The sequence below is a fragment of the Novosphingobium sp. SG754 genome (assembly GCF_013149315.1).
Taxonomy (GTDB): domain Bacteria; phylum Pseudomonadota; class Alphaproteobacteria; order Sphingomonadales; family Sphingomonadaceae; genus Novosphingobium; species Novosphingobium capsulatum.
In genome coordinates, this window is sequence record NZ_JABGCC010000010.1 from 76445 (window position 1) to 97202 (window position 20758).

Sequence of the window (20758 nt, forward strand, 5' to 3'; positions counted from 1 at the left end):
AGATGGAATTTCAGTATATGCACGATCCAACCCGTGATATCTGCGGTTTTTGGGCCTTGCAATTTCATTTTCCCCGAAACATTATCGGATAGAACAAGGCGAGGGAGCGGAATGTGGGACTAGATGTAACGGGGCGGTTTCGGTACCCGCCACCCAACGCTGCCTGGCTCGCGCGGCACGAAGAGCCCCTGCTCGATCCGGACCTCCCGATCATCGATTCGCACCATCACCTGTGGGTCCAGGATGGGCATCCCTATCTGCTCGACCAGTTGGCCGACGATCTCGCCACGGTACCGGGCGTGAAGGCCACCGTCTTCGTCCAGGCTCACTATGGCTATCGCGACAACGGCCCCGCCCACCTCGCCCCCATCGGCGAAACCGAGAAGGTGGCAGCTATCGCCCGCGCGGCCCGCGCGCAGAGGCTGCCCCACGTCGCGTCGGCGATCGTCGCCTTTGCCGACCTTGCCCTGGGCGATGCGGTTGAGACCGTGATCGAGGCCCATGCCCAGGCCGCCGAGGGTGCGCTACGCGGTATCCGCCACAGCGTCTCACGCGATCTGGCCTTTCCCGATGGCGTGGTGATCCGGCCTGCTCCCGCCGGACTGTTGGGCGACCCTACCTATCGTGCGGGGCTGCGCACGGTCCAGCGGCTCGGCCTTGGCTACGATGCCATGCTATATCACGGGCAGATCGGCGAACTGGCAGCCATGGCCGATGCACTCCCCAGCTTGCCGATCGTGCTCGATCACATCGGCTGCATCCTGGGTGTCGGCCCTTATGCTGGCCGGGCCGGCGAACTATTTGCGCGCTGGCGCCTCGACATGGCCGACCTGGCCAAGCGCGACAACGTTTCGGTCAAGATCGGCGGCTTTGGCATGATCGTGTGCGGGGCGCACTGGCACGAAGCGGAATGCCCGCCCTCTTCCGCCACCCTGGCGCAGGCGTGGCGGCCTTATGTGGAAACCTGCATCGAACTGTTCGGCGCCAATCGCTGCATGTTCGAAAGCAATTTTCCGGTCGACAAGGCGATGTACTCCTATCGCACACTGTGGAACGCGTTCGCGCGTCTCACAGCCTCTGCCTCCGGCGCCGAGCGCCAGGCGCTGTTCAGCGGCACTGCCGCCCGGTTTTATCGCATCCCCGAAGCAGTCGTCTCGCCAGGCCGGCTGGTCCATGGCTGAGCCGCGCAACTTCAACCGCGCCCTGCATCTGCTGCATCGGGCGCAACAGACGCCCGAGCGGATGGCGATCATCGCCGGGGCCGAGCGGATCGATTTTGCGACGCTGGCGCAACGCGCCCGCGTCACGGCCGGTGCCCTGCGCGATCTGGGCATCGGCGCGGGCACGCGGGTGGGCATCATACTTCCGGCAGAGCCCGAGTTCATCGTCGTGCAACAGGCCCTGCTGCTGCTGGGCGCCACGGTGTCGCCGCTCAACGTCGCCTATACGAAGTCCGATCTGGCGCATGCGATCGACAGTTGCGGGCTGCAGGCCATCGTGCTGCACGCCGACTGGTGCGACCGCATGCCCGCACAGGCCCCGCCGATCAAGATCGCGGCGGGCGCCGTGGGCCGGGACCTGCTGCCCGGCTATGCCTCGCTCGATCATGCAAGGGCGAAGGCCCGGCCGCTGACCGATCCCGCCACCGTCGCCCCGACCGACGTGGCGTTCCTGCTCAATACCAGCGCGACGACCGGGAAATCCAAGGGCGTCATGCTCACCGCCGGCAACCTCGCCGCCAACTACGACGCCACGCCCGGCTGGCTTGGCTTGGGCGCCGAGGATGTGATCCTCTGCGCGCTGCCGCTGTTCAACACGTTCGGGCTCAACCAGGGCATCAATGCCATCATGGTCACCGGTGCCTGCATGGTGCTGCTGCCCCGCTTCGACGCGGCCCGCTGCATCGAGGCGATCGGCGAGCATGGCTGCACATTCATGCCTGCCGTGCCCACGATGCTGCAGAAGATCTTCGATCATCCCGGTCTGCGGGCCGGCGCGCTGCGCAGCCTGCGGCGCATTATGACCGGGGGCGCCCCCGTGCCCGCCGCGTTGCTGCAGCGGATCGTTACCGCGGCCGGATCTGCCGTTGACGTGCGCACCGGCTATGGCCTGACCGAAGCGACCGCCTTGGTGACATTGCATCGGGTATCGTGCGATCCTGTCGGCGAGCTGGCCGGTGGCAAGGCCATCGGCCGTGCACTGCCCGGCGTGACGCTCGAGTCGATGGACGACGATGGCATGATCCTGCCGCGTGGTGTCACGGGCGAACTGGTCGTGCGCGGCGCCAATGTCATGGCGGGCTATTTCAACGCGCCGACCGATACTGCCCACGCCATGCACGATGGCTGGCTGCGCACTGGCGATATCGGCTTTCTCGATACCGATGGCCTTGCCTGGATCGTCGACCGCAAGAAGGATGTGATTATCAGGGGCGGCCAGAACATCTATCCGGTCGACATCGAGGAGGTCATCTACGCCATCGACGGGATCAGTGAGGTGGCGGTGGTTGCCCAGCCCGACGCGGTGCTGGGCGAAGTGCCGGTTGCCTTTGTCGCTACGCGGCCGGGCTGCACCCTGAGCGACGATCAGGTGCTAGCGCATTGTGTGGCCCACCTGGCCCGCTACAAATGGCCCAGCGCGGTGCGCTTTCTCGACGAACTGCCCAAGGGGTCGACCGGCAAGATCCTGCGGCGCACACTGCGTGATCGCGCGGCCAGCCTGGCGACAGCGTCATGACCGGGCATCCTGAAACGGTGGCTTTGGTCGTCGACGGGCGACACATCCAGGTAGCCGTCTGGGGCCATAGCGATGCGCCCGCCGTGATCCTGCTCCATGGATTGCGCGATCACGGCCGCAGTTGGGACCGTGTCGCCGCCGCGCTTGCCACCGGTTATCGCGTCATCGCACCGGATTTGCGCGGCCATGGTGACAGCGACTGGGCCGGACCGGATGGCTATGCCCTGGCAGCGTTTGTGGCCGACGTCCATGATATCGCGCGCGCGTTTGGGCTGGTGCGCTATGCGTTGGTCGGCCATTCCCTGGGCGGGGCCATTGCCTTGCGCCTCGCCGCGGCCGACGCCGATCGCGTATGGGCCCTGGCCGGAATCGAATGCATCGAATTGCCGATCCAGCGTGATGAGGCAGCGGGGCCCACGCCCTATGCGGTGCGCCTGCGCCAATGGCTGGACCGGCGCGCGCAGGCCCGTGCGCGTGGCCCGCGCCATTATCCCACCCGGGCAGAGGCCATGGCCCGGATGCATGGACAGCACCCTGACTTGGCGACGGAGCTGGTCGATGCACTGGCAGCCCACGCCTTGGTGCACGATGCAGACAAAGGCTGGCGGTGGAAGTTCGACCCGCGCGTGCGCCTGCGCGCGCCGGAAGACCAGCGCGCGCACGACTTGGACGACGTGCTCGATGCCATCGCGTGCCCCGTGCGGCTTTTCTACGGCACGGGCAGTTGGGTGCCCGTGCCCGGCCCGGCACGCCTGGCCCGCCTGAAACACCATCAGATCAGCCATTATACCGGTGCCGGTCACTGGCTGCACCACCAGTTCACATCCCGGTTCATCGCCGAAACGCGTGCGTTTCTCGATGCCCACAACAGGACCCATGACCATGCGTGAAGCCGTTATCGTTTCCACTGCCCGCACGGGCGTCGCCCGCGCCTTCAAAGGCGCCTTCAACGACACCGATGCCCCGCGCCTGACCGCGCACGTGATCGAAGCCGCCGTGGCACGCGCGGGCATCGATCCTGCGCGGATCGACGACGTGGCGATCGGGGTGGGCACACAATGGGGTACGCAAGGCTCCAATCTGGCGCGCACGGCCATCATTGCCTCGGGCCTGCCCGAAACCATTCCGGGCACCACGCTGGACCGCAAGTGTGGATCGGGACTGACCACATTGGCCTATATCGCCCGCGCGATCATCGCGGGCGATATCGATGTGGGGGTAGCGGGCGGCACCGAAAGTATCACCCACACCCGCAACGCCCACGCACCGACCTATCGTGCCCAGCCGGCCGAAGTGCTGGCCGGCGATCCCCACGCCTACATGGCCATGATCGAGACGGCCGAAATCGTCGCCGAACGCTATGGCATACCGCGCGATGCGCAGGACGCCTTTGCCGTTGAAAGCCACCTGCGCGCCGCCGCGGCGCTGCGTGAGGGCCGGCTCGCCGACGAAATCGTACCGATCACGGTGACGCGCAACGTGGTCGAGCGCGATGGCACAATCTCGGGCCGCGAGGAAATGACGCTCGACACCGACGAGGGCGTGCGGCCGGACACCACGCTCGAGGGCCTGGCCAAGCTGAAGCCGGTCTGGAAGGACGGACAGCTTGTGAAGGAAGGCCGTTTCGTCACGGCCGGCAACGCTAGTCAGCTCTCCGACGGCGCCTCGGCGCAAGTGCTGACGGACCGCGAGACGGCGGAGCGCGAAGGCCTTCCGGTGCTGGGCATCTTTCGCGGCTTCCAGGCAGCCGGGTGCAAGCCCGAAGAAATGGGCATCGGCCCGGTCTTTGCCATTCCCAAGCTGCTGGAACGCGCAGGCCTGTCGGTGGACGACATCGGCCTGTGGGAAATCAACGAGGCTTTCGCCAGTCAGGCTCTGTACTGCCGCGACAAGCTGGGCATCGATCCTGCAAAGCTGAATGTCGATGGCGGCGGCATTGCCATCGGGCACCCCTTCGGCATGACGGGCAGCCGTCTGGCCGGTCATGCGCTGATCGAGGCGCGGCGCCGTGGGGTGCGCTATGCGGTAGTCTCTATGTGCATCGCCGGCGGCATGGGCGCCGCCGGGCTGTTCGAGATTCCGGCATGACCGCGCTTGCCCAAGGGCCGATGCGGTTCGACGACGATGTCGTCATCGTCACCGGTGCGGGGCGTGGGCTGGGGCGTGCCTATGCCCTGGCCTTTGCCGAGCGCGGCGCGGCGGTTGTGGTCAACGACATCGGCCAGGAACCCGATGGTGCAGGCCAGCTGCGTCCGGTTGCCGACGAGGTCGTCGCCGAAATTCGCGGAAGAGGCGGCCGCGCCCTGGCCGACCACCGGTCGATCACCGAGCCGGGCAACGCCGATGCCGTGGTCGCCGCCGCCATTGCCGCGTTCGGCAAAGTGACGGTGCTGGTCAACAATGCGGGGATCATCGACTTTTCACCGATCGCGCAATTGGACGATGCAGCCTGGCGCACCATGCAGTCGGTAACCGTGGATGGCACGTTCTTCATGTGTCGCGCGGTCTTGCCGCACATGCTGGCACAAGGTCGCGGGCGCATCGTCAACACCACCTCGAATGCCGGGTTTGGCGGCGCCTCGACGCTGGGCCATTATGGCGCCGCCAAGATGGCGGTGGCGGGCCTGACCCGGTGCCTGGCGCACGAGGTGGCGGGCACGGGCGTTACCGTGAACGCGGTTGCGCCCATGGCGATCACGCGCATGAACCGCGACGCCTTCTTCGGCGGGAAAGACGCAGGTTCCAGCAAGTCAGGGGCGGGAAATGGCGAGGCCGGCGACTGGCGCGCCGACATGCGCGCGGGCCGGATCCCAATGGGCCCGCCCGAGGCTGTTGCCCCCACCGTACTGTGGCTTGCCCATTGCGATACCCCGATCAACGGCGAAATCTTCAGCAGTTCGTCGGGCAAGGTGGCGCGCGTCGGCTTTGCCGTGGGCCAAGGCTGGTTCGATCCGGACCACGGGCCGGAAGGCTTGCGGGACCATGCCGCAACGATCCGCGCCTTGGGCAATTTCCTCGACATTGCCGCCACGGCAGACGAATTGGCCCTGATCCCGCCGCTCTTTAGCTCCCAGGCGACGCGCTTGGGCTAGGGCCTGTGGGGATTTAGGATTCCCAAGACGGTGGAGATGTGATTCACACTTCGAATGGATCGCTTCGTACTGACTGATGCCCAATGGGCAAAGATCGAGCCGCATTGTCTGGGTAAGCCGGCTGACCCTGGTCGCAGCGGAAAGAACAACCGGCTTTTCGTAGAAGCGGTGCTGTGGATTGTCAGGACGGGCAGTCCCTGGCGGGATCTACCTTCGACGTTTGGCAACTGGAGCACCGCATTCCGGCGATTTCGTGACTGGCGTGAAGCTGATGTTTTCAAGCGAATTTTCGATGCGTTATCGGAAGAACCGGACATGGAATACGCCATGGTCGATGCCACTATCGTCAAGGTCCACCGGCACGGCCAAGGCGCAAAAGGGGGACTCAGAGCCAGGCCATTGGCCGTTCCAAGGGCGGTATGACGACCAAGATTTTGGCGCTAACAGACGCCTTGGGCAACCTTGTCCGCTTTGAGCTGTTGCCGGGCCATCGGTTCGACACCATCGGCGTTGCACCGTTAATTAGAGGCATCCAATTCGATGCCTTACTCGGCGATAAAGCTTTCGATTCCAACTGGATCGTTGAGGACTTGAATCAGCGCGGCGCGCAAGTGATCATCTCACAGCGCCCCGCGCGCGCCCAGAAGCTCAAGATCGATGCCAAGATGTATGAATGGCGCCACCTGATCGAAAACTATTTCTGCAAACTCAAAGAGTTCAAGCGCATCGCGATGCGCGCTTGCAAAACAGACCAGAGCTTCTCGGCCATGATCTATCTCGCCGCTGCCGTCATCAACTCACGCTGAATCCCCACAGACCCTAGGCGGCGTGCGCGGCAGCACTGAAATCGCCTGCGTCATCATGTCGAGCATATCATCGTAGAATTGCCGCGCGGTCATGCCCGAATGTTCAGGACTGGATGCATATTGCGTCACCCCCTGAAGGAACATCGCGCCCACGCATTCGAGGCGGAACGCGGCCAGTTGCGGCCCCAGCGCGGCCAACCTCGCTTCGAGCAGCGTCATCGCCTCACGCAGTGCGCGCGTCGCCGGGCTGCCTTGGTCCACCGGATGGGGCACGCCACGTGGCCGGTGCGTCGCCAGATAGGCCGCATGGCACCGCATATAGGAAATGACGCCCTTTTCTTCATACATGGCAAAATTGGGCTCGAACAAAATCCGCAAAAGATACCGCAAATTGTCCAGCTGTCCTGTCTTGCGCCCAGCCTTGAGCAACGCTTCGCGCTGCGGCTGAAGTTGCTCCTCACGATATTCGAACACGGCATAGAGCAGCCCGAGCTGGTCCCCGAAATGATACTGCACTGAACCGGCAAATTTCTGGTTTGCCGCTTCACAGATCATCCGCATCGTCACGCCATCGATGCCGCGCTCGCCGAACAATGCCTCTGCTTCCAGAATCAACCGTTCGCGCGTGCCGGTGGCTAGCGGACGGACCTTGCGGGCTGGGGCGGTCGTGGTGGGCATCACCAAGGGCCTAATCTGGCCGGATAAAATGTCAACGCTATAACGGCTGTGCTATTTTTTCATCGATATCGCCGAATTAGGATTGGACGAATCGGCATAAGCGGCATACCTATATTACAGTTGTAATAATTCAGTTGCTCAAAGCTGATTTACGCTAAGGAGAGAGATGCCATGGAAATTGGTATGTTCCAGACGCCGTTCCTGCCACCCGAGCGCACGCCCGCTGAAGTGTTCGACTGGGCCGTCGCGCAGGCTGTTACGGCCGATCAGGCGGGTTTCAGCGAATACTGGATCGGTGAGCACATCACGCTGAACTGGGAAGCCATTCCCAGCCCGGAACTGGTGATCGCCGCCGCCGCGCGCCAAACCGAACGGATCAAGCTGGGCCCGCTGGCCCACCTGCTTCCCTATTACCACCCCGCCACGCTGGCCGCCCAGGCCGCTTGGCTCAGCCACATCCTCAAGGGCCGCTACCAGATGGGCGTGGCACCCGGCGCCTATCCCAGCGATGCGCGGCTGCGCGGCCTCAAGGACATGTCGAAGAACCACCGCATGATGGGCGAGTCCGTCAAGATCATGGAAATGGTGTGGAAGGGCGAACCCTTCGAATATGAAGGCGAATTCTGGAATGCCGGCCTGCCCGAGGGTGACGCGGCGCACCCGGTGCGCGACCAGAAGCCATGGGGTGGCACCATGCCGATGGCGATGACCGGTCTTAGCCCCAATTCTCCCTCGATCCGCTATGCCGGTGCCCACGGGTATTCGCCCTGCTCGGTGTTCTCGAGCAATTCGGCGCTGCTCGACCATTTCGATATCTTCGCCAAGGCAGCAGCGGATGCCGGACGCCCGGGAGACCGCACCAAGCACCGCGTGGTACGCGACGTGTTCGTTGCAGATACCGATGCCGAGGCGCGCAAACTGGCCCTGGAAGGGGGTATGGGCCGGGCGTGGACCGAATATCTGCTGCCCACCTACCACTCATTCGGCATTGCCGAAGCGCTGGTCGAGGGCACCGACAAGTCTGTTTCCGACGTTACGCCCGAATTCCTGGCCGACAACTTCTGGATCGTCGGTTCGCCCGAGACCGTGGCCGAAAAGCTGGAAGCCTGGACTGACAAGCTCGGCGGGGGCTTCGGCACCATGCTGCTCTACAGCTACGACTACATCGACAATCCCACGCCCTGGAACGAATCGATGCGCCGCCTGGCGCAGGACATCGCACCCAAACTCCCCAGCGGCGCATTTGCCAAGGCGGAGGCTTGAATGACCGACACCGCCACGCTCGCCACACCGGCGGTCGATCTGCCCCCGGACCGGATCGTCGACTTCGATATCTACAACCCGTTCCATGGCCAGTTCGACTTGCACGTGGCCTGGGCCGAGTTGCAGCAATCGACACCACACGAGATCGTGTGGACCCCGCACAACGAAGGGCACTGGATCGCCCTTTCGCCAGAACTGATCGGCCAAGTCTATTCCGACGCCACGCGCTTTTCCAGCCGCGTGGTGCTGGTGCCCAAGTCGACCGCAGGCGAAGCCTATGCCGAATTCATTCCGCTTTCGCTCGATCCGCCCGAGCATCGTCCATTTCGCAAAGTCTTGAACGACAAGCTCTATGGTGCGGCAATCCACCCGCTGGAGCCCAAGGTGCGCAAGCTGACGGCCGACCTGATTGACGGCTTTGTCGCCAATGGACGCTGCAATTTCGTGCATGAGTTCGCAGAACAGCTGCCCTTGCGGGTATTCATGGAACTGGTCGATTTGCCGGTGGAGCATCTTCCCCGGCTCAAGCACTTGGCCGACCAGTTCACCCGCCCCGACGGCAGCATTACCCCGGCCCAGGCGACCGAGGCGTTCAAGGCCTATGTCGCGCCAATCCTGGAGGAGCGGCGCGCTTCAGGCGGGGACGACCTGCTGACTCACATCGCGACGAGCGAAGTCAACGGCCGCCCAATGACGCTGAGCGAGGCAGCCCGCCTGGCAATCCAGGTGCTGGTCGGCGGGCTCGACACGGTGGTGAACTTCATGAGCTTTACCATGCGAGCCCTTGCCCAGGCGCCGGACATCCAAGCCCGCCTCGCCACCGATCACGGCCTCCATCACGCCGCGATCAACGAGTCTCTGCGTCGCCTGCCGCTGGTTTCCTCCGCGCGCGAAGTGATCGCCGATACGGTTGTCGATGGGGTGCAATTGCGCGCGGGAGACATGGTGGTCGCCCCCACCGAACTGTACGCGCTGAGCCCCAAAATGAACGAGCGGCCGCTCGACTTCGACCTCGACCGCAAGGTGCGCAACCACATGGTCTTTGGCAGCGGCCACCATACCTGCCCGGGCCAATTCCTGGCTCGCATGGAAATGAAAGTGCTGCTCGAAGAGTGGTTTGCCCGCATCCCCCGGTTCGAATTGGCACCGGGCCAGACGCTGCGCCACCGCGGCGGCATCGTCGGCGGTTGCGAGCCGTTCATCCTGCGTTGGGGAACCAACTGAAACTGTGCCGGGCGCGTCTTGGCACGCGCCCGCACGATCACTGTCTAAGGGCCTTATATTCGTGATCACACTCAATATTGTGGATCGTCAGGGCAATACTACCGCGATTTCAGCCCATACCAACACATCTTTGATGGAAGCCATTCGCGACAATGGCTTCGACCAGTTGCTGGCCCTATGTGGTGGGTGCTGCTCGTGCGCCACATGTCATGTCTATGTCGAATGCCCGCTGGGCCAAAACGGCATTTCGGGCGACGAGGACGACTTGCTCGATTCCTCTGCCCACCGTAGCGCCAATTCGCGACTTTCCTGCCAGGTCCTGCTGTCGGCGGAATATGACGGTGCTTTTGTCCGAATCGCGCCGGAGGATTAGGGATCTCGGCAGAATTGGGTGAACATGTTTTCCAAGCGCGCACCTCATTGAGGCCAAAATCTGGCGTTCAACGTTACGGAACGCCAATGACCGCCCACCAATCAGGCGAATCTCGTCCGACAAATCCTAATGATTCAACAATTCCCGAAAAATTCATATCTGCTTAACTCGAAATTTACATCAAGCGTTACTGGAGCAATATCTATACTTTCGACCCTATCCACCGGTGCGTCAAACCTAAGCTGATTCGTATTCGGTATATTCGGATCATGTTGGCGCCATAACTTTGGCCTTGAGCAGGTTGATGTTGGCGCGCCTGTGCCTTTGACGCTTTATCGCCCTCAAGCGGTTGACTTCGCCTCCCACCTGACCGCTGTACCACGGCATCGCGATCGCAGCGGCAGCCGCATCCCTGTCGGCCTCGATGCCAGCAGCGAAGGCGGCGAGCTTGCTCTGGGTCGCCATTGTGACCCGCCGACCGCGCCGGACCTCCTTTTTCGAGCCTACCATGGCATGGAACCGGTCAAGAGCCTCGCATGCCGCGGTCAGAGCTGACACCGGCCTTTTCGATTACCGCGTTGATCTGAGCAGTCTGGGCCGAGCCAGTGCCGGATCGGTGGTCATTTTGCGCGGATGGTGCTTGCACTCAGCCCCGCATTGCCGGTGCGGCCGAAGCTCTCGGCACAATGCCCTTAAAAAATATTAGCGATAAATTTATCGCTAATATTGAAATACATCAGATTATGACGACAAAATCCCATATTATCCTGGAAATTTTGAACACAGCCTTTAAATTTTAATCGGCATTACAGTGGCATCAAGCTGACGCTGTGGCAGACGAAACGGGAAACCGGCTTCACCTGCTTCGGCTTCGACGTCGCCGCCGGCGATCACCACCCCACTCTCCGTGACCACCCGGAAAATACTGCGATCCTGCGTTTCCCAGCGCAGCAGCATAAGCATGACCTTGGCCAGAGCCTCTGGCCGAACGCTGCCGATACGCTGATACCCGCGCCCAAGAGCACGCCCCTCTTCTGGCGCCATCCATTCCAACCACGCCAATTCATCCCAATTTCTGTCCATCATTTCCTCGAAAGCTGGCGACAAGAAAGGTCCGCGCAGCGCGGCAAGCGCCGAGCATATGGAATTTATTGTTACTTTCTAGCCACTTCCCTAGAAAAAATTACGGAATTTAACAATCATCCATATAGGGTATGATGTGACAGGCTAAGCGGCCATGCGCTCACTACGGACGCTGTGATGCGCGCACTGCCAGCGCCCGATCTCAACGGCAATGACTTGACAGACTGCGGAAAATGACCGCACCCTTGCCGCCTCGGTGTGATCCAGCCTGCGCACAAAATCATCGTGGTCAGAGCGGCGCCGGATAACGCGGTGTGGGCGATTTATCGGGTTGTTGATGGATACGCCGATCTGGAACGTGACGGGGTTGGCCAAGAACCACGCGCTTACCGACCGACGCCATCGCCACCACGTTCCTCACGGCTTTGATGCAGTAGGCGCGGGTCTTGGCGGTGCCTCAGGCTGAACGATGGTCCGCCAACGGCAAGCCCAAGCGCTGCCTCGCCACCATGCCAACTTTCCGATCCCAGGATGCGGGTGGGGCACCCCTGCAATGGCGACGATGCCGTCCGACCAAATGCACGGCCAAGAGCTGGAAGGGTGATGGACATCGCCGAGCGCAATAGTATGGCGCAAAGCCCGGCAATGCCGCTACGGACTGCCACGCGAGAGCCACGCCGTCACACCAACCGCCCTGATTGTAACCGGGTTCGCCTGCCAAAACTGGCGGCGACTAAACATGTCCGCCCGCCCGGCGCCCCATCGGTGATGAGCCTGGCAACCGTGCCGGCGTGAGTGCAAAAGGGTTCGATGCGGCAAAGCCTGCCGTCATCGGGGGAGCGGCTGACATACTCAGCCAATCTCCGCGACCAGTTACGCAGCGGGCAGCGCCAGACAAACCCTAGTAGATTGACTTAATCCCCGCCTTGTGCGATGCGGCAAAGCAAGAGGCGTAGTTTTATGCGCCGAATCCGTCGAATCGTGTCGGCCGCGACAAAGGAGCTGAGCTCATGAAGACTTTTGCAGTTTCGATGGCCCTAGGTGCCTCCCTCCTCTCCACCACCGCTTTCGCGGCCAATCAGCGCCCCGCCCCGGCGCCGTTCATCTCTGCTCCCCAGACTGCTCCGGCTACCCCCGCAGTCGCCAAGCGCAAGGGCCTGACCGCCTCCTCCACGCTTCTGGCCGTCGGCGCTGTTGCGGCGGTGGGCGTTGGCGTCGGTGTCCTCGCGAGCAGCGGCAGCGACAACAACGCCAGCCCGCAGTAATCGGGTCGGGACGCTTTCGATCTTTGCGGGCTTGAGTAGCCCGTACGGTTGCCAGCTTTGATGCGCTGCGCCGCAGAGGTCAGAATTTTAAAGAACCCCGCCGGGACGTTCCGGCGGGGTTTTTTGTATCGCGCGATGGCGTCGGCCGGTTCACAGTCTCCGCGTCGACCATCGCCAAGTATACTGGCTGCCCAAGTTAGTCGGCCCACAAACGTTGTCTGGGCGCCAGGCTTGGCTGCCTAGAACGCTTCCTGCTTAGGCAGCAACCCTGCGTCCGGGCCGATCCAGCCAGACGCGAACCGCACGCTGCAGAGGCATTTCTACGTACAGATGCATGACGCACCCCGCAGCGACGCAGCCGGCCAGCAAAAGGACTGTGAACGACAGCAACGGCATGGGCTCATGGAAACGATAATAGAGATCGAACCCGCGGCGTAGTACGGGGCCATGAATGATGTAGAGCGCGAACGACGATTCTCCGAGAAAACGCAGCGTCCGCTGGCGAGCCAGCCAGAGGGATGCGCGCCCCCTGCCTTCGGCTAGAGCCAAGACCAGAAACGTCAGACCCGGAAGATAGAACGCCTGGTTCAAAAACACATCGGGCAAGACGCTGCGCAGAGAAGAAAACAGCACCATCGATCCGACAAAGGCAAGAAGCGCAACGCCATCCGCCCAAGCCGGCAAGCTATAACGCTCGCTGCTGCGCACAAACCGGCACAGCACCATACCGATGACGAACTCCGTGAGCCGCATCAGCGGGTTGATCCCCGTGAACCAGTATCCGAAGCCGACCGTGCCATCCGCATTCATGACATGCCCATAGCCACACAGCGCCAATACCGCAGGCGCCAGAACGCTCCACACCACCAGCATCGCCGCAAAGATACGCAAATGGCGTGGCGACATCAGGACGAGTAGCGGAAACACGGTGTAGAGGAACAACTCGGCAGAAAGGCTCCACGACGGCGCATTCAACGAGGCATAGTAGTCGTAGACAGGGATCCAGCTCTGCAGCAACGCGAAGTTGACCAGCACGATCGGCAAGCTGGCAGCCCCGGTCCGCCACAGCAGCCATGCTGCGAGTGGCACGGCTACCAGAATGTGCAAGGGCCAGATGCGCAGGAAGCGACGTGTCACAAAGGCCCGGTACGAAAGCTGGCCCCGCAGCAGCTTGCCTTCATACGCATGACACAACACAAAACCTGACAGCATGAAGAAAAAGCCAACGCGGCCATGACCATAATCGATCACATGGCGCCCAAACCACGACAACGCATTATCTGTGCGGGGCAGCATCGCAGCATGCGAGACCATGACCAGCATGGCGGCGAAAAACCGCAAGGCGGTCAACTGCTCATAGCGCGTTTGGCCCTGGACAGTCTGCGACGTCGCAATCACCACTGCGGGGCTCTCGCTTGGGGAAACCGATCGCTTGCCCATTGACGCTTCGTTCCTGCCGGCAAGCAGCCTCCTCGTTTCAACGACGGCTTCGCGCACACGAGGCAACCTGCAATAAACCTCCAAAAATGGCGCAACCTGGAAATTAGCCCAATCTGCCTAAAAGTCCGATGTAGCTCAACATGGGCTGGAGGCGACGCGTGCACCATCACCCGATCTCAGGCCGCCACCGGGAGTGGACCGCGCGCTGCACGGCCGGCAAATCTGGCCCGCAAACGTTGCGTCAATGGCCGTTCGATCCAGAGATGGATGGCGACACTGACCGCAACGGCCGCCACCACCGTCACCACGAGAGCTACAGGGGCATTGTTGAATACGCCCAGTTTCATGCGGATCGCGAGAAATCCGGCCAGGACATGCAGATGGAAAAGATAGATGGAATACGACGCATCACCGAGCAGGCGGCCTAGCGCGGTCAACCAGCCGTCGGGACAATCGGCGCGCGCGGCCAGTCCGACAACAAGCGTGCCGACCGAGCCAATGAAGAGAACGCTCGGCAATGTCTGGCTGGCCAAGCCCAGCGCCCATGACGCGCCCACGATCGCACAGGATGCCACGGCCAGCAGCCAGAACGGGTGAACAGGAACCCGCAGCGAGGGCACCGGTGCGTGGCGGACCCACAGGATTCCTAGGGCAAGGCCCATGCCGAACTCGAGGTTGACGGTACTGCACAGCACCGACCAGAACGTGTCAATATACGCCGTGGTGTGCCAGATCGAGCCCAGCGAGAGCAGGAAGGCAATTGGCGATACGAGCCACAGGACAAGGACCCAGCGCCCCCATCGCGGCCAGAAAAAGCACAGCGCAAACACGATATAGAAGATCAGCTCCTGCCGCAGAGTCCAGATGATGTCAGGCTTGACCACCGAGTACGGAACCAGAAAAATCGCACGCAAGTACGCACCAAGATCGATGCCTTCGCGCGCGAACACTCGCTGCAGCAGCGCATAGGACACTATCGCCAACCACATCATCGGGACGATCCGAATGAAGCGGCGGCGCAGGAACGCACCGATAGACATGCGCGGAGCAAGGTCGGGTCCGTTGAGCACAACGACAGCGATGATGAAACCACTGATGATAAAGAAGATATCGACACCGAGGGTACCAATCTCGAGCATCCCGCCCAGGATTTCCAGCCCGCCATATTTCGGCTTTGCCAGCATGCCCGCAGCATGGCCGATCACCACGCCCAGAGCGCAAAAACCGCGCAGGAATTGGATACCGATCAGTTCCCGCTTCTGGTTCATCTGCCCCCCTTCACCGTCATCGTCGTCGTGCCCCAAAGCCACCCCAGGAAGATGCTCCACGCGCATCCGTCAACCACACTGGCCATTGCCAGGCCATCGGGCGACGTTTGAACCACTAGCGCCGTCGCGGCGGGATTTTGCGCCCTGGCCTCGATCCGAAGCACATTTTCAAACCTGCCTGCGAGGAGGAAGCGCCGCCGCTGGAACCAAAACTATCCAATGGCAACTGCCTGCCAACGCATGGCCCGAATACGGACCTGCCCGACAGCCCGTTGCCTCACTAGCCTTGAGCGACAGCTGGCATCAACGATACGTGGAAATCGCATTTCTGCCTAGGTGCTTTCGCGCTCACCGCCCGATGCTGCACCTGCGGCATTGGTCAGCAACGAGCAGCGCCGCCCTCACGCGTGCGGGCAGGGATCATCCGCAGCGATTCGTCCGGCAAGGCGGCGCGCCGCAACCTCGTCTCAGACCCGCGCTCGTGGCTCGCTGGAGATGATCGGCCTGCAGCCTTGCTAAGCCCCATCCCGTCCCAGCCCCGCCTGCTGACAGCAATGCGGGCCGGGCTGGCCGGGCCAACGTCGCGTCAGGGGGTCGCGGGGGCGGTAGGTGCATCACAGGCATATTTCTGTCGCAACGCAACAACTACCACGGATGCCGCCTCGCCCGAAGCGGCAAGGGGGTTCTGCTGCATGTATTCCAAAAAGGCCTGCCGTAGTTCGGACTGAGACATGCGCAGCGGACGACAAAACTCACGCATGTTGAGCCAGGTTTCATAAGCTTTCACTGCATCGTGAACGCCTGTCACATAGGCATAACAGTACGAGACCGCAGCCAAAGCCTTGTCCTGGCATTTGCGGTGAAGTTCGCCTGCGGTCAGGAAGGCCGGCGTTGCGGCAATCCGCCCCGCAGGCGCTGGCGGCAGTGCCGCAGATGGCACCGAATCGGGAAGCGCTGCAGACGGTGCGACGGGCGGGCTGGCCGCTACAGCACCAGCCATTACCGGCTTGGGGCCCGGGATCGCTGTCGCAACGAGGGTCAGCAGGGCAAAGTGCAGCATCAAACGTTCCTTAAGATCCGCTAGGGCACGTCAGCACGCGACACGCTTGGCGTCCAGCCCTAGCAAACTTTCGGGTCGTCACAACCGCCAGATGCCGCTAAGCAGAGCGCCGTGACCATGCCCCTGCCCAATATGTTTGCTGCACGGCCCCACCTGCTCGACGAGTTCCCCTGGCTGAGCCCGTCGCGACGGCTGCGGCGCAAGGCACGCGCGCTACGCTATGGCCGGGCTGCCGTCATCATCACCCTCCTGGCAGCCCCGCAATTCCACAATATCCGCTTTGGCACCCCGCCTTCACGCGGGACTGCCACGCCGCCCCCCTCCTTCATCACCCCCAAGGCGCCGGTGATTGATGCGCCTTTCGCGCCCAAGTCCCTGCGCGCGCTGTCGACGCAAGACGCCGAATTGTGGAACGCGAAAGTCCCCGGCGATCCGTTTGCCTCGCATCCGGCATCGCCTTTGGCGCTTTCTCCGCAAAGCGCGACTTTTCCTCGCTCGCTCGAATGTCTCGCCGCTGCGGTCTATTATGAAGCCGGAAACGAGCCGCTCGACGGCCAGCGTGCCGTCGCTCAGGTCGTCCTCAATCGAGTCCGGCACCCGGAGTATCCCCACAGCGTGTGCGGCGTCGTGTTCCAGGGTTCTGAACGGAAGACCGGTTGCCAGTTCTCGTTCACCTGCGATGGCTCGCTGCAGCGCAAACCAAACGCCTCGGCATGGCGCGAGGCCGAAGGCGTTGCCGCCGCAGCGCTGCAGGGAGCAGTTTTCGCGCCAGTTGGCTGGTCAACGCACTACCACGCCAACTACGTTGTGCCCTATTGGGCGCAAAGCATGCAAAAGCTCGTCACTATCGGACGACACATCTTCTACCGCTGGAATGGCCCCGTTGGTGACGGTGCAAGTTTCGCCAGCAGAGTCCTGCCACAAGAGCCGGATATTTCACCATTGACGCCTCCCACCAGCGAGACCCTAGTCGCAGCGCCCAGCGTCGAGGGCGTCGCGCGGGTTACTGCCAGCGAGCGGCCGATCATTGCCGCCCAAGCCACCGACCGCCGCATCCAGGAACTGTCATCGGTGGCCGCACCGGAGGCGGCTTTGCCGCCGGCCGCTGCCGCCAGGGCGACTGTCGGCTCAGCCGCCACCTCTTCCACAGCGCTTGCCAATCGCTGGATTATTGGCGCTGCACCCAAACCATAAGCATCCACGCGACAAAGCAGCCCTACGGCCGGGGCGCTTTGCCGCCATCAACGTCCAGCAATAACGCTAGCCCTGCACGCGACCGATCCGTTCCGCTTGCATTGAGCGGATCGCTCAAGACTTTTGTTTTACGGCGTTTCCGTGGTCGTCAGTTGAAGCCATTCGGGCCCATAACGCTCAAGCGGAGCGCCGCCAGCGCTGCGCTCCGCTTCTGCTAGGAACGCTGCGCTCCGCTTCTGCTAGGAACCAAACCCGCTCAGCCATATTCCATCGTGTAGCCTTCGTACGTCTGATCGAAGCCCGATGTGCGCGGATCGTACTTGGTAATGACCCCACCGATCACATTCGCCTTGGCACGCAAGAGGCGGGTCACAGCATTGCGCGCCTGACCAAAGTGCGCGCTGCCAGCTTCGACCACGAAAACCGTGACCTGGGCGACCGAGGCGATCTGAACAGAATCAGCCAGCGCCATCACGGGCGGTGCGTCCAGGACAATGAGATCATAATCGTCTGCCAAGGCTTCGAGCAGTTTGACCAGACCATTGCCGCTGAACAGGCTAGCCGGATCAGGCGGCAGCGGGCCGGCCGGCATATAGGAGAGATTGGGCTGCGGGGCGGACATGATCGCGCCCTGGGCATCGGTGAGACGGGCAAGAACGCTTGAAAGTCCCGGCGCATCCTTGGGGCTGCCGAAGTACTTACCCAGCGAAGGCCGACGCATGTCGGCATCAATGACCAGCACGCGACGCCCAACCCGCGCAAAGTCGCAGGCCAGCGCATAGGAGGTGGTCGACTTCCCTTCGCCCATGGCACTGCTGGTGACAACCAGCGACCGCGGCAAGCCTTGCGAGGAGAGTTCGACCGCACTGCGGATCGAATGGTAGGCTTCGCTGAGTGTGGACTTCTGGCTGCCCAGGGCTTCGATGATCGTTCCTTCAGGAACGGCCGGAACGATACCGATCAGCGGAAGGTGCAGCTTGGCTTCGACGTCACGCGGGTCACGGATGGCGTCATCAAGCTTTTCACGCGCGTAGACATAAAGCAAGGCCAGCAGCAAGCCGGCACCGATGGCCAGGGCCAGGTTCACCTTCTTCTTTGGCGAGGAGGGCTTGAGCGGCGCATCGGCACGATCGATGATCGTAATATTGTTGGTCGTGACACCGGCCTCCGCGCTCAGCTCCTTGAAGCGCGACAGCAGCCCTTCGTACATCTCGCGGTTGGTATCAACTTCGCGCTTGAGGATGGTATAGTGCACGCCGCGGTCCTGCTCGGACAACGTTGCTGTCTTGAGTGACCCGAGCTGGCGCTCGATCGCCTCCTCTTGCTTGAGCGCAGTGAGATACTGATTGCGAATCGAAGCGCGAATGTTTTCGGCCAGCGCGTTGGCACGCCCATCCAATTCCTTGACCTGCGCTTGAGCCTGCAGGACGCTGGGATGGTCGGGTCGCATGTGCTGCTGCATGCGGCTGAGATCCGCGTTCAGTTCCGCCCGCTTTTGCAGCAGCTGCTGCATCGCCAGATTGCCGAGAACTTCCGGCAAGGTCGTGGCCGGGACGCTTTTCGCCTGGTTCCAGCGCTGCTCGGCTTCCAGCCGCGTGGCATTGGCTTGGGCATAGTCTTGGTTCAGCTGCACGAGATTGGCGGTGACGAGCGAACGCGGACCTTCTGGCGAGCCCGCTTGCGCAGCGCCGGCACTGGCATCGATCAGTCCCGCCGCGCGGGCGTAACTGATCAAATCGCGTTCAGAGTTCTCCAAACGCTCCTTGGCCTTGTCGAGCTGGTTCTTGAGAAAGGTTCGCGAATATTCACCGGTTGAAAATTTGCGCTGGATGTTCGCCTGAATGAATTGATCGGCATAAGCATTGGCGATTTTCGCGGACAATTCGGGATCGCGGCTGCGAAAGCTGATTTTCAGAATGCGCGAATTGAGCGGCAGCTCAGCAGTGAGATTCTTCTGCATTGTCGTGAGCAGAAGTTCATCCTTTTCCGCTGGCGACAGCTTTTCAACGCTGGTGATTCCCATTCCGGCCAAGAACGACGAGTCATTGTCCAGCCCTAGCCGCGCAATGACCTGTTTGGCCATGCCGCGACTTTCCAGGATATCCATCTGGGTCTGGAGGAAACGGTCAGCATCCGAGCCACTCACCGTGGGCTCGACATCCTCGGTGCCGAGCACCTTGGTGGTCTGCTGATCAATCTGAACGCTGGCCGTCGCTTCATAAACGCGCGGCATGAAGACGATCGAAGCAATGCCGGCAAGGATAGCAACGAGCAATATAATGCCAACTGCCAGGCGATGGCGATAGATCGCACTCCAAATGACGCGCGGATCGATCAGCCGGCGTCCGGAATCAACCGTAAACAGCCGCTCCTCTGCCGGGTCTGCAAGATCACCCGGTTCGAGTTCGTAAGGACGGCCGCTGGGCAGGGTCATAGGACGCATCATGGGTATCCGGTTCAGAACTGGGCAAAGACATTGAGCAGCGGGGCGGCCTTGAGGAGGTCATTCCAGGCCTGTTTGGTGTTCGAATGCCCTACAATGATGACGTCACGCCCCAAAACAGCAGGGTCCGGATCGATCCCGCTCCTAATGCGAGTGAGATCAAAAGCGGCGGCCATGCGCTTCCCGCCAATCTGGCGAATGATAATGACCTCGCGCAATTTGGCATTCTGGCTCTCGCCCTTGGCCAGCGCGATGGCATCCAGCAGGGTGTAGGTCCCACGGAAATCGTAGACACCCGGCTCCATCACATCGCCCTGAACGGTGACACGTTGCGAAACCGAACTGGTGACTAGCACAGTGATCTGGGGTTTGACGTAGAACCGATCGTACAGCTGCTGGAGTTGCGCAGATACCTGGGTTGTCGTCATGCCGCTCACATGGACGGGGCCGATCAATGGCAGCGCCACGTTGCCCACTGCGTCCACCGGGACACCTTGGCCGGAGATTTCCGGTTCGTTGAAAACCGAGATATTGAGCGTGTCGCGTGGTCCGATCACATACTCTTCACCAACCTGATTTGCGGTCGGCGCAGGGATTAGGTCGCTCGCGGCCTTGCCGGTGCGAACCTGGGGGCTGACGTAGCTGGGCGTGCAGCCGGTCAAAGCAAGCATACCTGCAGCCACACACCAGATTGGTCGAACCATGCTTCGCAATTCCCCTTGACCTTTGCCAACCGCCCGCACGGCGCACTTGCGCACGAGCAGCCAACGCTCGCCACCCTAACGCTAGCCACCTATGCCGCGTGCGTCCCTGGATGTCTCTCAAAAATTCCA

General features: G+C 62.0%; 18 protein-coding genes and 1 pseudogene. 11 read left to right on the forward strand and 8 right to left on the reverse strand.

Annotated features, from left to right (window positions below; translation table 11 throughout):
* The first annotated feature begins 113 nt into the window (after positions 1–113).
* The 6 genes and pseudogenes from FHW97_RS19065 to FHW97_RS19090 all read left to right on the forward strand — a co-directional run bounded on the left by FHW97_RS19065 (position 114) and on the right by FHW97_RS19090 (position 6634).
* Positions 114–1181 carry an amidohydrolase family protein gene (locus FHW97_RS19065; RefSeq protein WP_171799499.1) on the forward strand — a complete coding sequence of 356 codons (1068 nt, stop codon included), beginning with the start codon at positions 114–116 and terminating at the stop codon, positions 1179–1181.
* Entirely contained in the window at positions 1174–2736 is a 1563-nt protein-coding gene (locus FHW97_RS19070; RefSeq protein ID WP_171799500.1) for a class I adenylate-forming enzyme family protein, read from the forward strand. Before FHW97_RS19065 ends, FHW97_RS19070 begins: the two co-directional genes overlap by 8 nt.
* Positions 2733–3626, forward strand: a complete 894-nt coding sequence (locus FHW97_RS19075) for an alpha/beta fold hydrolase (protein WP_216647776.1) — start codon at positions 2733–2735, stop codon at positions 3624–3626. The genes FHW97_RS19070 and FHW97_RS19075 overlap by 4 nt, the downstream gene beginning before the upstream one ends.
* Entirely contained in the window at positions 3619–4824 is a 1206-nt protein-coding gene (locus tag FHW97_RS19080) for a thiolase family protein (RefSeq protein ID WP_169041796.1), read from the forward strand. Before FHW97_RS19075 ends, FHW97_RS19080 begins: the two co-directional genes overlap by 8 nt.
* The gene (locus tag FHW97_RS19085) at positions 4821–5828 is read left to right on the forward strand and encodes an SDR family NAD(P)-dependent oxidoreductase (protein WP_171799501.1); all 1008 of its coding nucleotides are present in this window, start codon (positions 4821–4823) and stop codon (positions 5826–5828) included. The genes FHW97_RS19080 and FHW97_RS19085 overlap by 4 nt, the downstream gene beginning before the upstream one ends.
* Before the next feature lie 54 nt (positions 5829–5882).
* A pseudogene (locus tag FHW97_RS19090) lies at positions 5883–6634 on the forward strand (IS5 family transposase).
* On the opposite strand, the gene FHW97_RS19095 reads toward FHW97_RS19090, so the two are convergent.
* Complete coding sequence (locus tag FHW97_RS19095; RefSeq protein ID WP_171799502.1) at positions 6626–7312, reverse strand: TetR/AcrR family transcriptional regulator; 687 nt, start codon at positions 7310–7312, stop codon at positions 6626–6628. The pseudogene FHW97_RS19090 and the gene FHW97_RS19095 overlap by 9 nt on opposite strands.
* A gap of 171 nt (positions 7313–7483) precedes the next feature.
* On the opposite strand from FHW97_RS19095, the gene FHW97_RS19100 reads away from it, so the two are divergent.
* The 3 genes from FHW97_RS19100 to FHW97_RS19110 all read left to right on the forward strand — a co-directional run bounded on the left by FHW97_RS19100 (position 7484) and on the right by FHW97_RS19110 (position 10172).
* Entirely contained in the window at positions 7484–8575 is a 1092-nt protein-coding gene (locus FHW97_RS19100; protein ID WP_171799503.1) for an LLM class flavin-dependent oxidoreductase, read from the forward strand.
* Positions 8576–9799 (forward strand): cytochrome P450, encoded by a 1224-nt coding sequence (locus FHW97_RS19105; protein WP_171799504.1) that lies wholly within the window; start codon positions 8576–8578, stop codon positions 9797–9799. It abuts the gene before it with no gap.
* Positions 9800–9860: 61 nt separating this feature from the next.
* Positions 9861–10172, forward strand: coding sequence for a 2Fe-2S iron-sulfur cluster-binding protein (locus FHW97_RS19110; RefSeq protein WP_171799505.1), 312 nt, complete (start codon positions 9861–9863; stop codon positions 10170–10172).
* A 267-nt stretch (positions 10173–10439) separates the two neighbouring features.
* Here the strand turns inward: FHW97_RS19110 and FHW97_RS19115 are convergent, their stop codons facing one another.
* Both FHW97_RS19115 and FHW97_RS19120 read right to left on the reverse strand, forming a co-directional pair.
* A complete protein-coding gene (locus FHW97_RS19115; protein ID WP_171799506.1) occupies positions 10440–10637 on the reverse strand; it encodes a hypothetical protein in 198 nt (65 codons plus the stop codon).
* Between the two features lie 324 nt (positions 10638–10961).
* Positions 10962–11279 (reverse strand): hypothetical protein, encoded by a 318-nt coding sequence (locus FHW97_RS19120; RefSeq protein ID WP_171799507.1) that lies wholly within the window; start codon positions 11277–11279, stop codon positions 10962–10964.
* A 986-nt stretch (positions 11280–12265) separates the two neighbouring features.
* Here FHW97_RS19120 and FHW97_RS19125 point away from each other — a divergent pair.
* Complete coding sequence (locus tag FHW97_RS19125) at positions 12266–12520, forward strand: hypothetical protein (RefSeq protein ID WP_171799508.1); 255 nt, start codon at positions 12266–12268, stop codon at positions 12518–12520.
* A 255-nt stretch (positions 12521–12775) separates the two neighbouring features.
* Here the strand turns inward: FHW97_RS19125 and FHW97_RS19130 are convergent, their stop codons facing one another.
* The 3 genes from FHW97_RS19130 to FHW97_RS19140 all read right to left on the reverse strand — a co-directional run bounded on the left by FHW97_RS19130 (position 12776) and on the right by FHW97_RS19140 (position 16288).
* Complete coding sequence (locus tag FHW97_RS19130; protein WP_171799509.1) at positions 12776–13960, reverse strand: acyltransferase; 1185 nt, start codon at positions 13958–13960, stop codon at positions 12776–12778.
* A gap of 176 nt (positions 13961–14136) precedes the next feature.
* Positions 14137–15288: an acyltransferase gene (locus FHW97_RS19135; RefSeq protein ID WP_171799510.1), complete on the reverse strand. Its 1152-nt coding sequence runs from the start codon at positions 15286–15288 to the stop codon at positions 14137–14139.
* Positions 15289–15814: 526 nt separating this feature from the next.
* On the reverse strand, positions 15815–16288 hold the full coding sequence (locus FHW97_RS19140; protein ID WP_171799511.1) for a Rap1a/Tai family immunity protein: 474 nt from the start codon (positions 16286–16288) through the stop codon (positions 15815–15817).
* 117 nt (positions 16289–16405) lie between these two features.
* On the opposite strand from FHW97_RS19140, the gene FHW97_RS19145 reads away from it, so the two are divergent.
* The gene (locus tag FHW97_RS19145; RefSeq protein WP_171799521.1) at positions 16406–17482 is read left to right on the forward strand and encodes a cell wall hydrolase; all 1077 of its coding nucleotides are present in this window, start codon (positions 16406–16408) and stop codon (positions 17480–17482) included.
* A gap of 256 nt (positions 17483–17738) precedes the next feature.
* Here the strand turns inward: FHW97_RS19145 and FHW97_RS19150 are convergent, their stop codons facing one another.
* Together FHW97_RS19150 and FHW97_RS19155 are read right to left on the reverse strand one after the other, a co-directional pair.
* Positions 17739–19916: a GumC family protein gene (locus FHW97_RS19150; protein ID WP_171799512.1), complete on the reverse strand. Its 2178-nt coding sequence runs from the start codon at positions 19914–19916 to the stop codon at positions 17739–17741.
* Positions 19917–19939: 23 nt separating this feature from the next.
* Positions 19940–20608 carry a polysaccharide biosynthesis/export family protein gene (locus FHW97_RS19155; protein WP_158441958.1) on the reverse strand — a complete coding sequence of 223 codons (669 nt, stop codon included), beginning with the start codon at positions 20606–20608 and terminating at the stop codon, positions 19940–19942.
* Positions 20609–20758 lie beyond the last annotated feature (150 nt).

Coding starts and splice junctions, on each gene's coding strand:
- FHW97_RS19080 (WP_169041796.1), top strand. CDS start 3,619: ATGCGTGAAGCCGTTATCGTTTCCACTGCCCGCACGGGCGTCGCCCGC.
- FHW97_RS19150 (WP_171799512.1), bottom strand. CDS start 19,916: ATGACCCTGCCCAGCGGCCGTCCTTACGAACTCGAACCGGGTGATCTT.
- FHW97_RS19130 (WP_171799509.1), bottom strand. CDS start 13,960: ATGGGCAAGCGATCGGTTTCCCCAAGCGAGAGCCCCGCAGTGGTGATT.
- FHW97_RS19115 (WP_171799506.1), bottom strand. CDS start 10,637: ATGGCGACCCAGAGCAAGCTCGCCGCCTTCGCTGCTGGCATCGAGGCC.
- FHW97_RS19095 (WP_171799502.1), bottom strand. CDS start 7,312: ATGCCCACCACGACCGCCCCAGCCCGCAAGGTCCGTCCGCTAGCCACC.
- FHW97_RS19125 (WP_171799508.1), top strand. CDS start 12,266: ATGAAGACTTTTGCAGTTTCGATGGCCCTAGGTGCCTCCCTCCTCTCC.
- FHW97_RS19105 (WP_171799504.1), top strand. CDS start 8,576: ATGACCGACACCGCCACGCTCGCCACACCGGCGGTCGATCTGCCCCCG.
- FHW97_RS19140 (WP_171799511.1), bottom strand. CDS start 16,288: ATGCTGCACTTTGCCCTGCTGACCCTCGTTGCGACAGCGATCCCGGGC.
- FHW97_RS19085 (WP_171799501.1), top strand. CDS start 4,821: ATGACCGCGCTTGCCCAAGGGCCGATGCGGTTCGACGACGATGTCGTC.
- FHW97_RS19100 (WP_171799503.1), top strand. CDS start 7,484: ATGGAAATTGGTATGTTCCAGACGCCGTTCCTGCCACCCGAGCGCACG.
- FHW97_RS19070 (WP_171799500.1), top strand. CDS start 1,174: ATGGCTGAGCCGCGCAACTTCAACCGCGCCCTGCATCTGCTGCATCGG.
- FHW97_RS19075 (WP_216647776.1), top strand. CDS start 2,733: ATGACCGGGCATCCTGAAACGGTGGCTTTGGTCGTCGACGGGCGACAC.
- FHW97_RS19145 (WP_171799521.1), top strand. CDS start 16,406: ATGCCCCTGCCCAATATGTTTGCTGCACGGCCCCACCTGCTCGACGAG.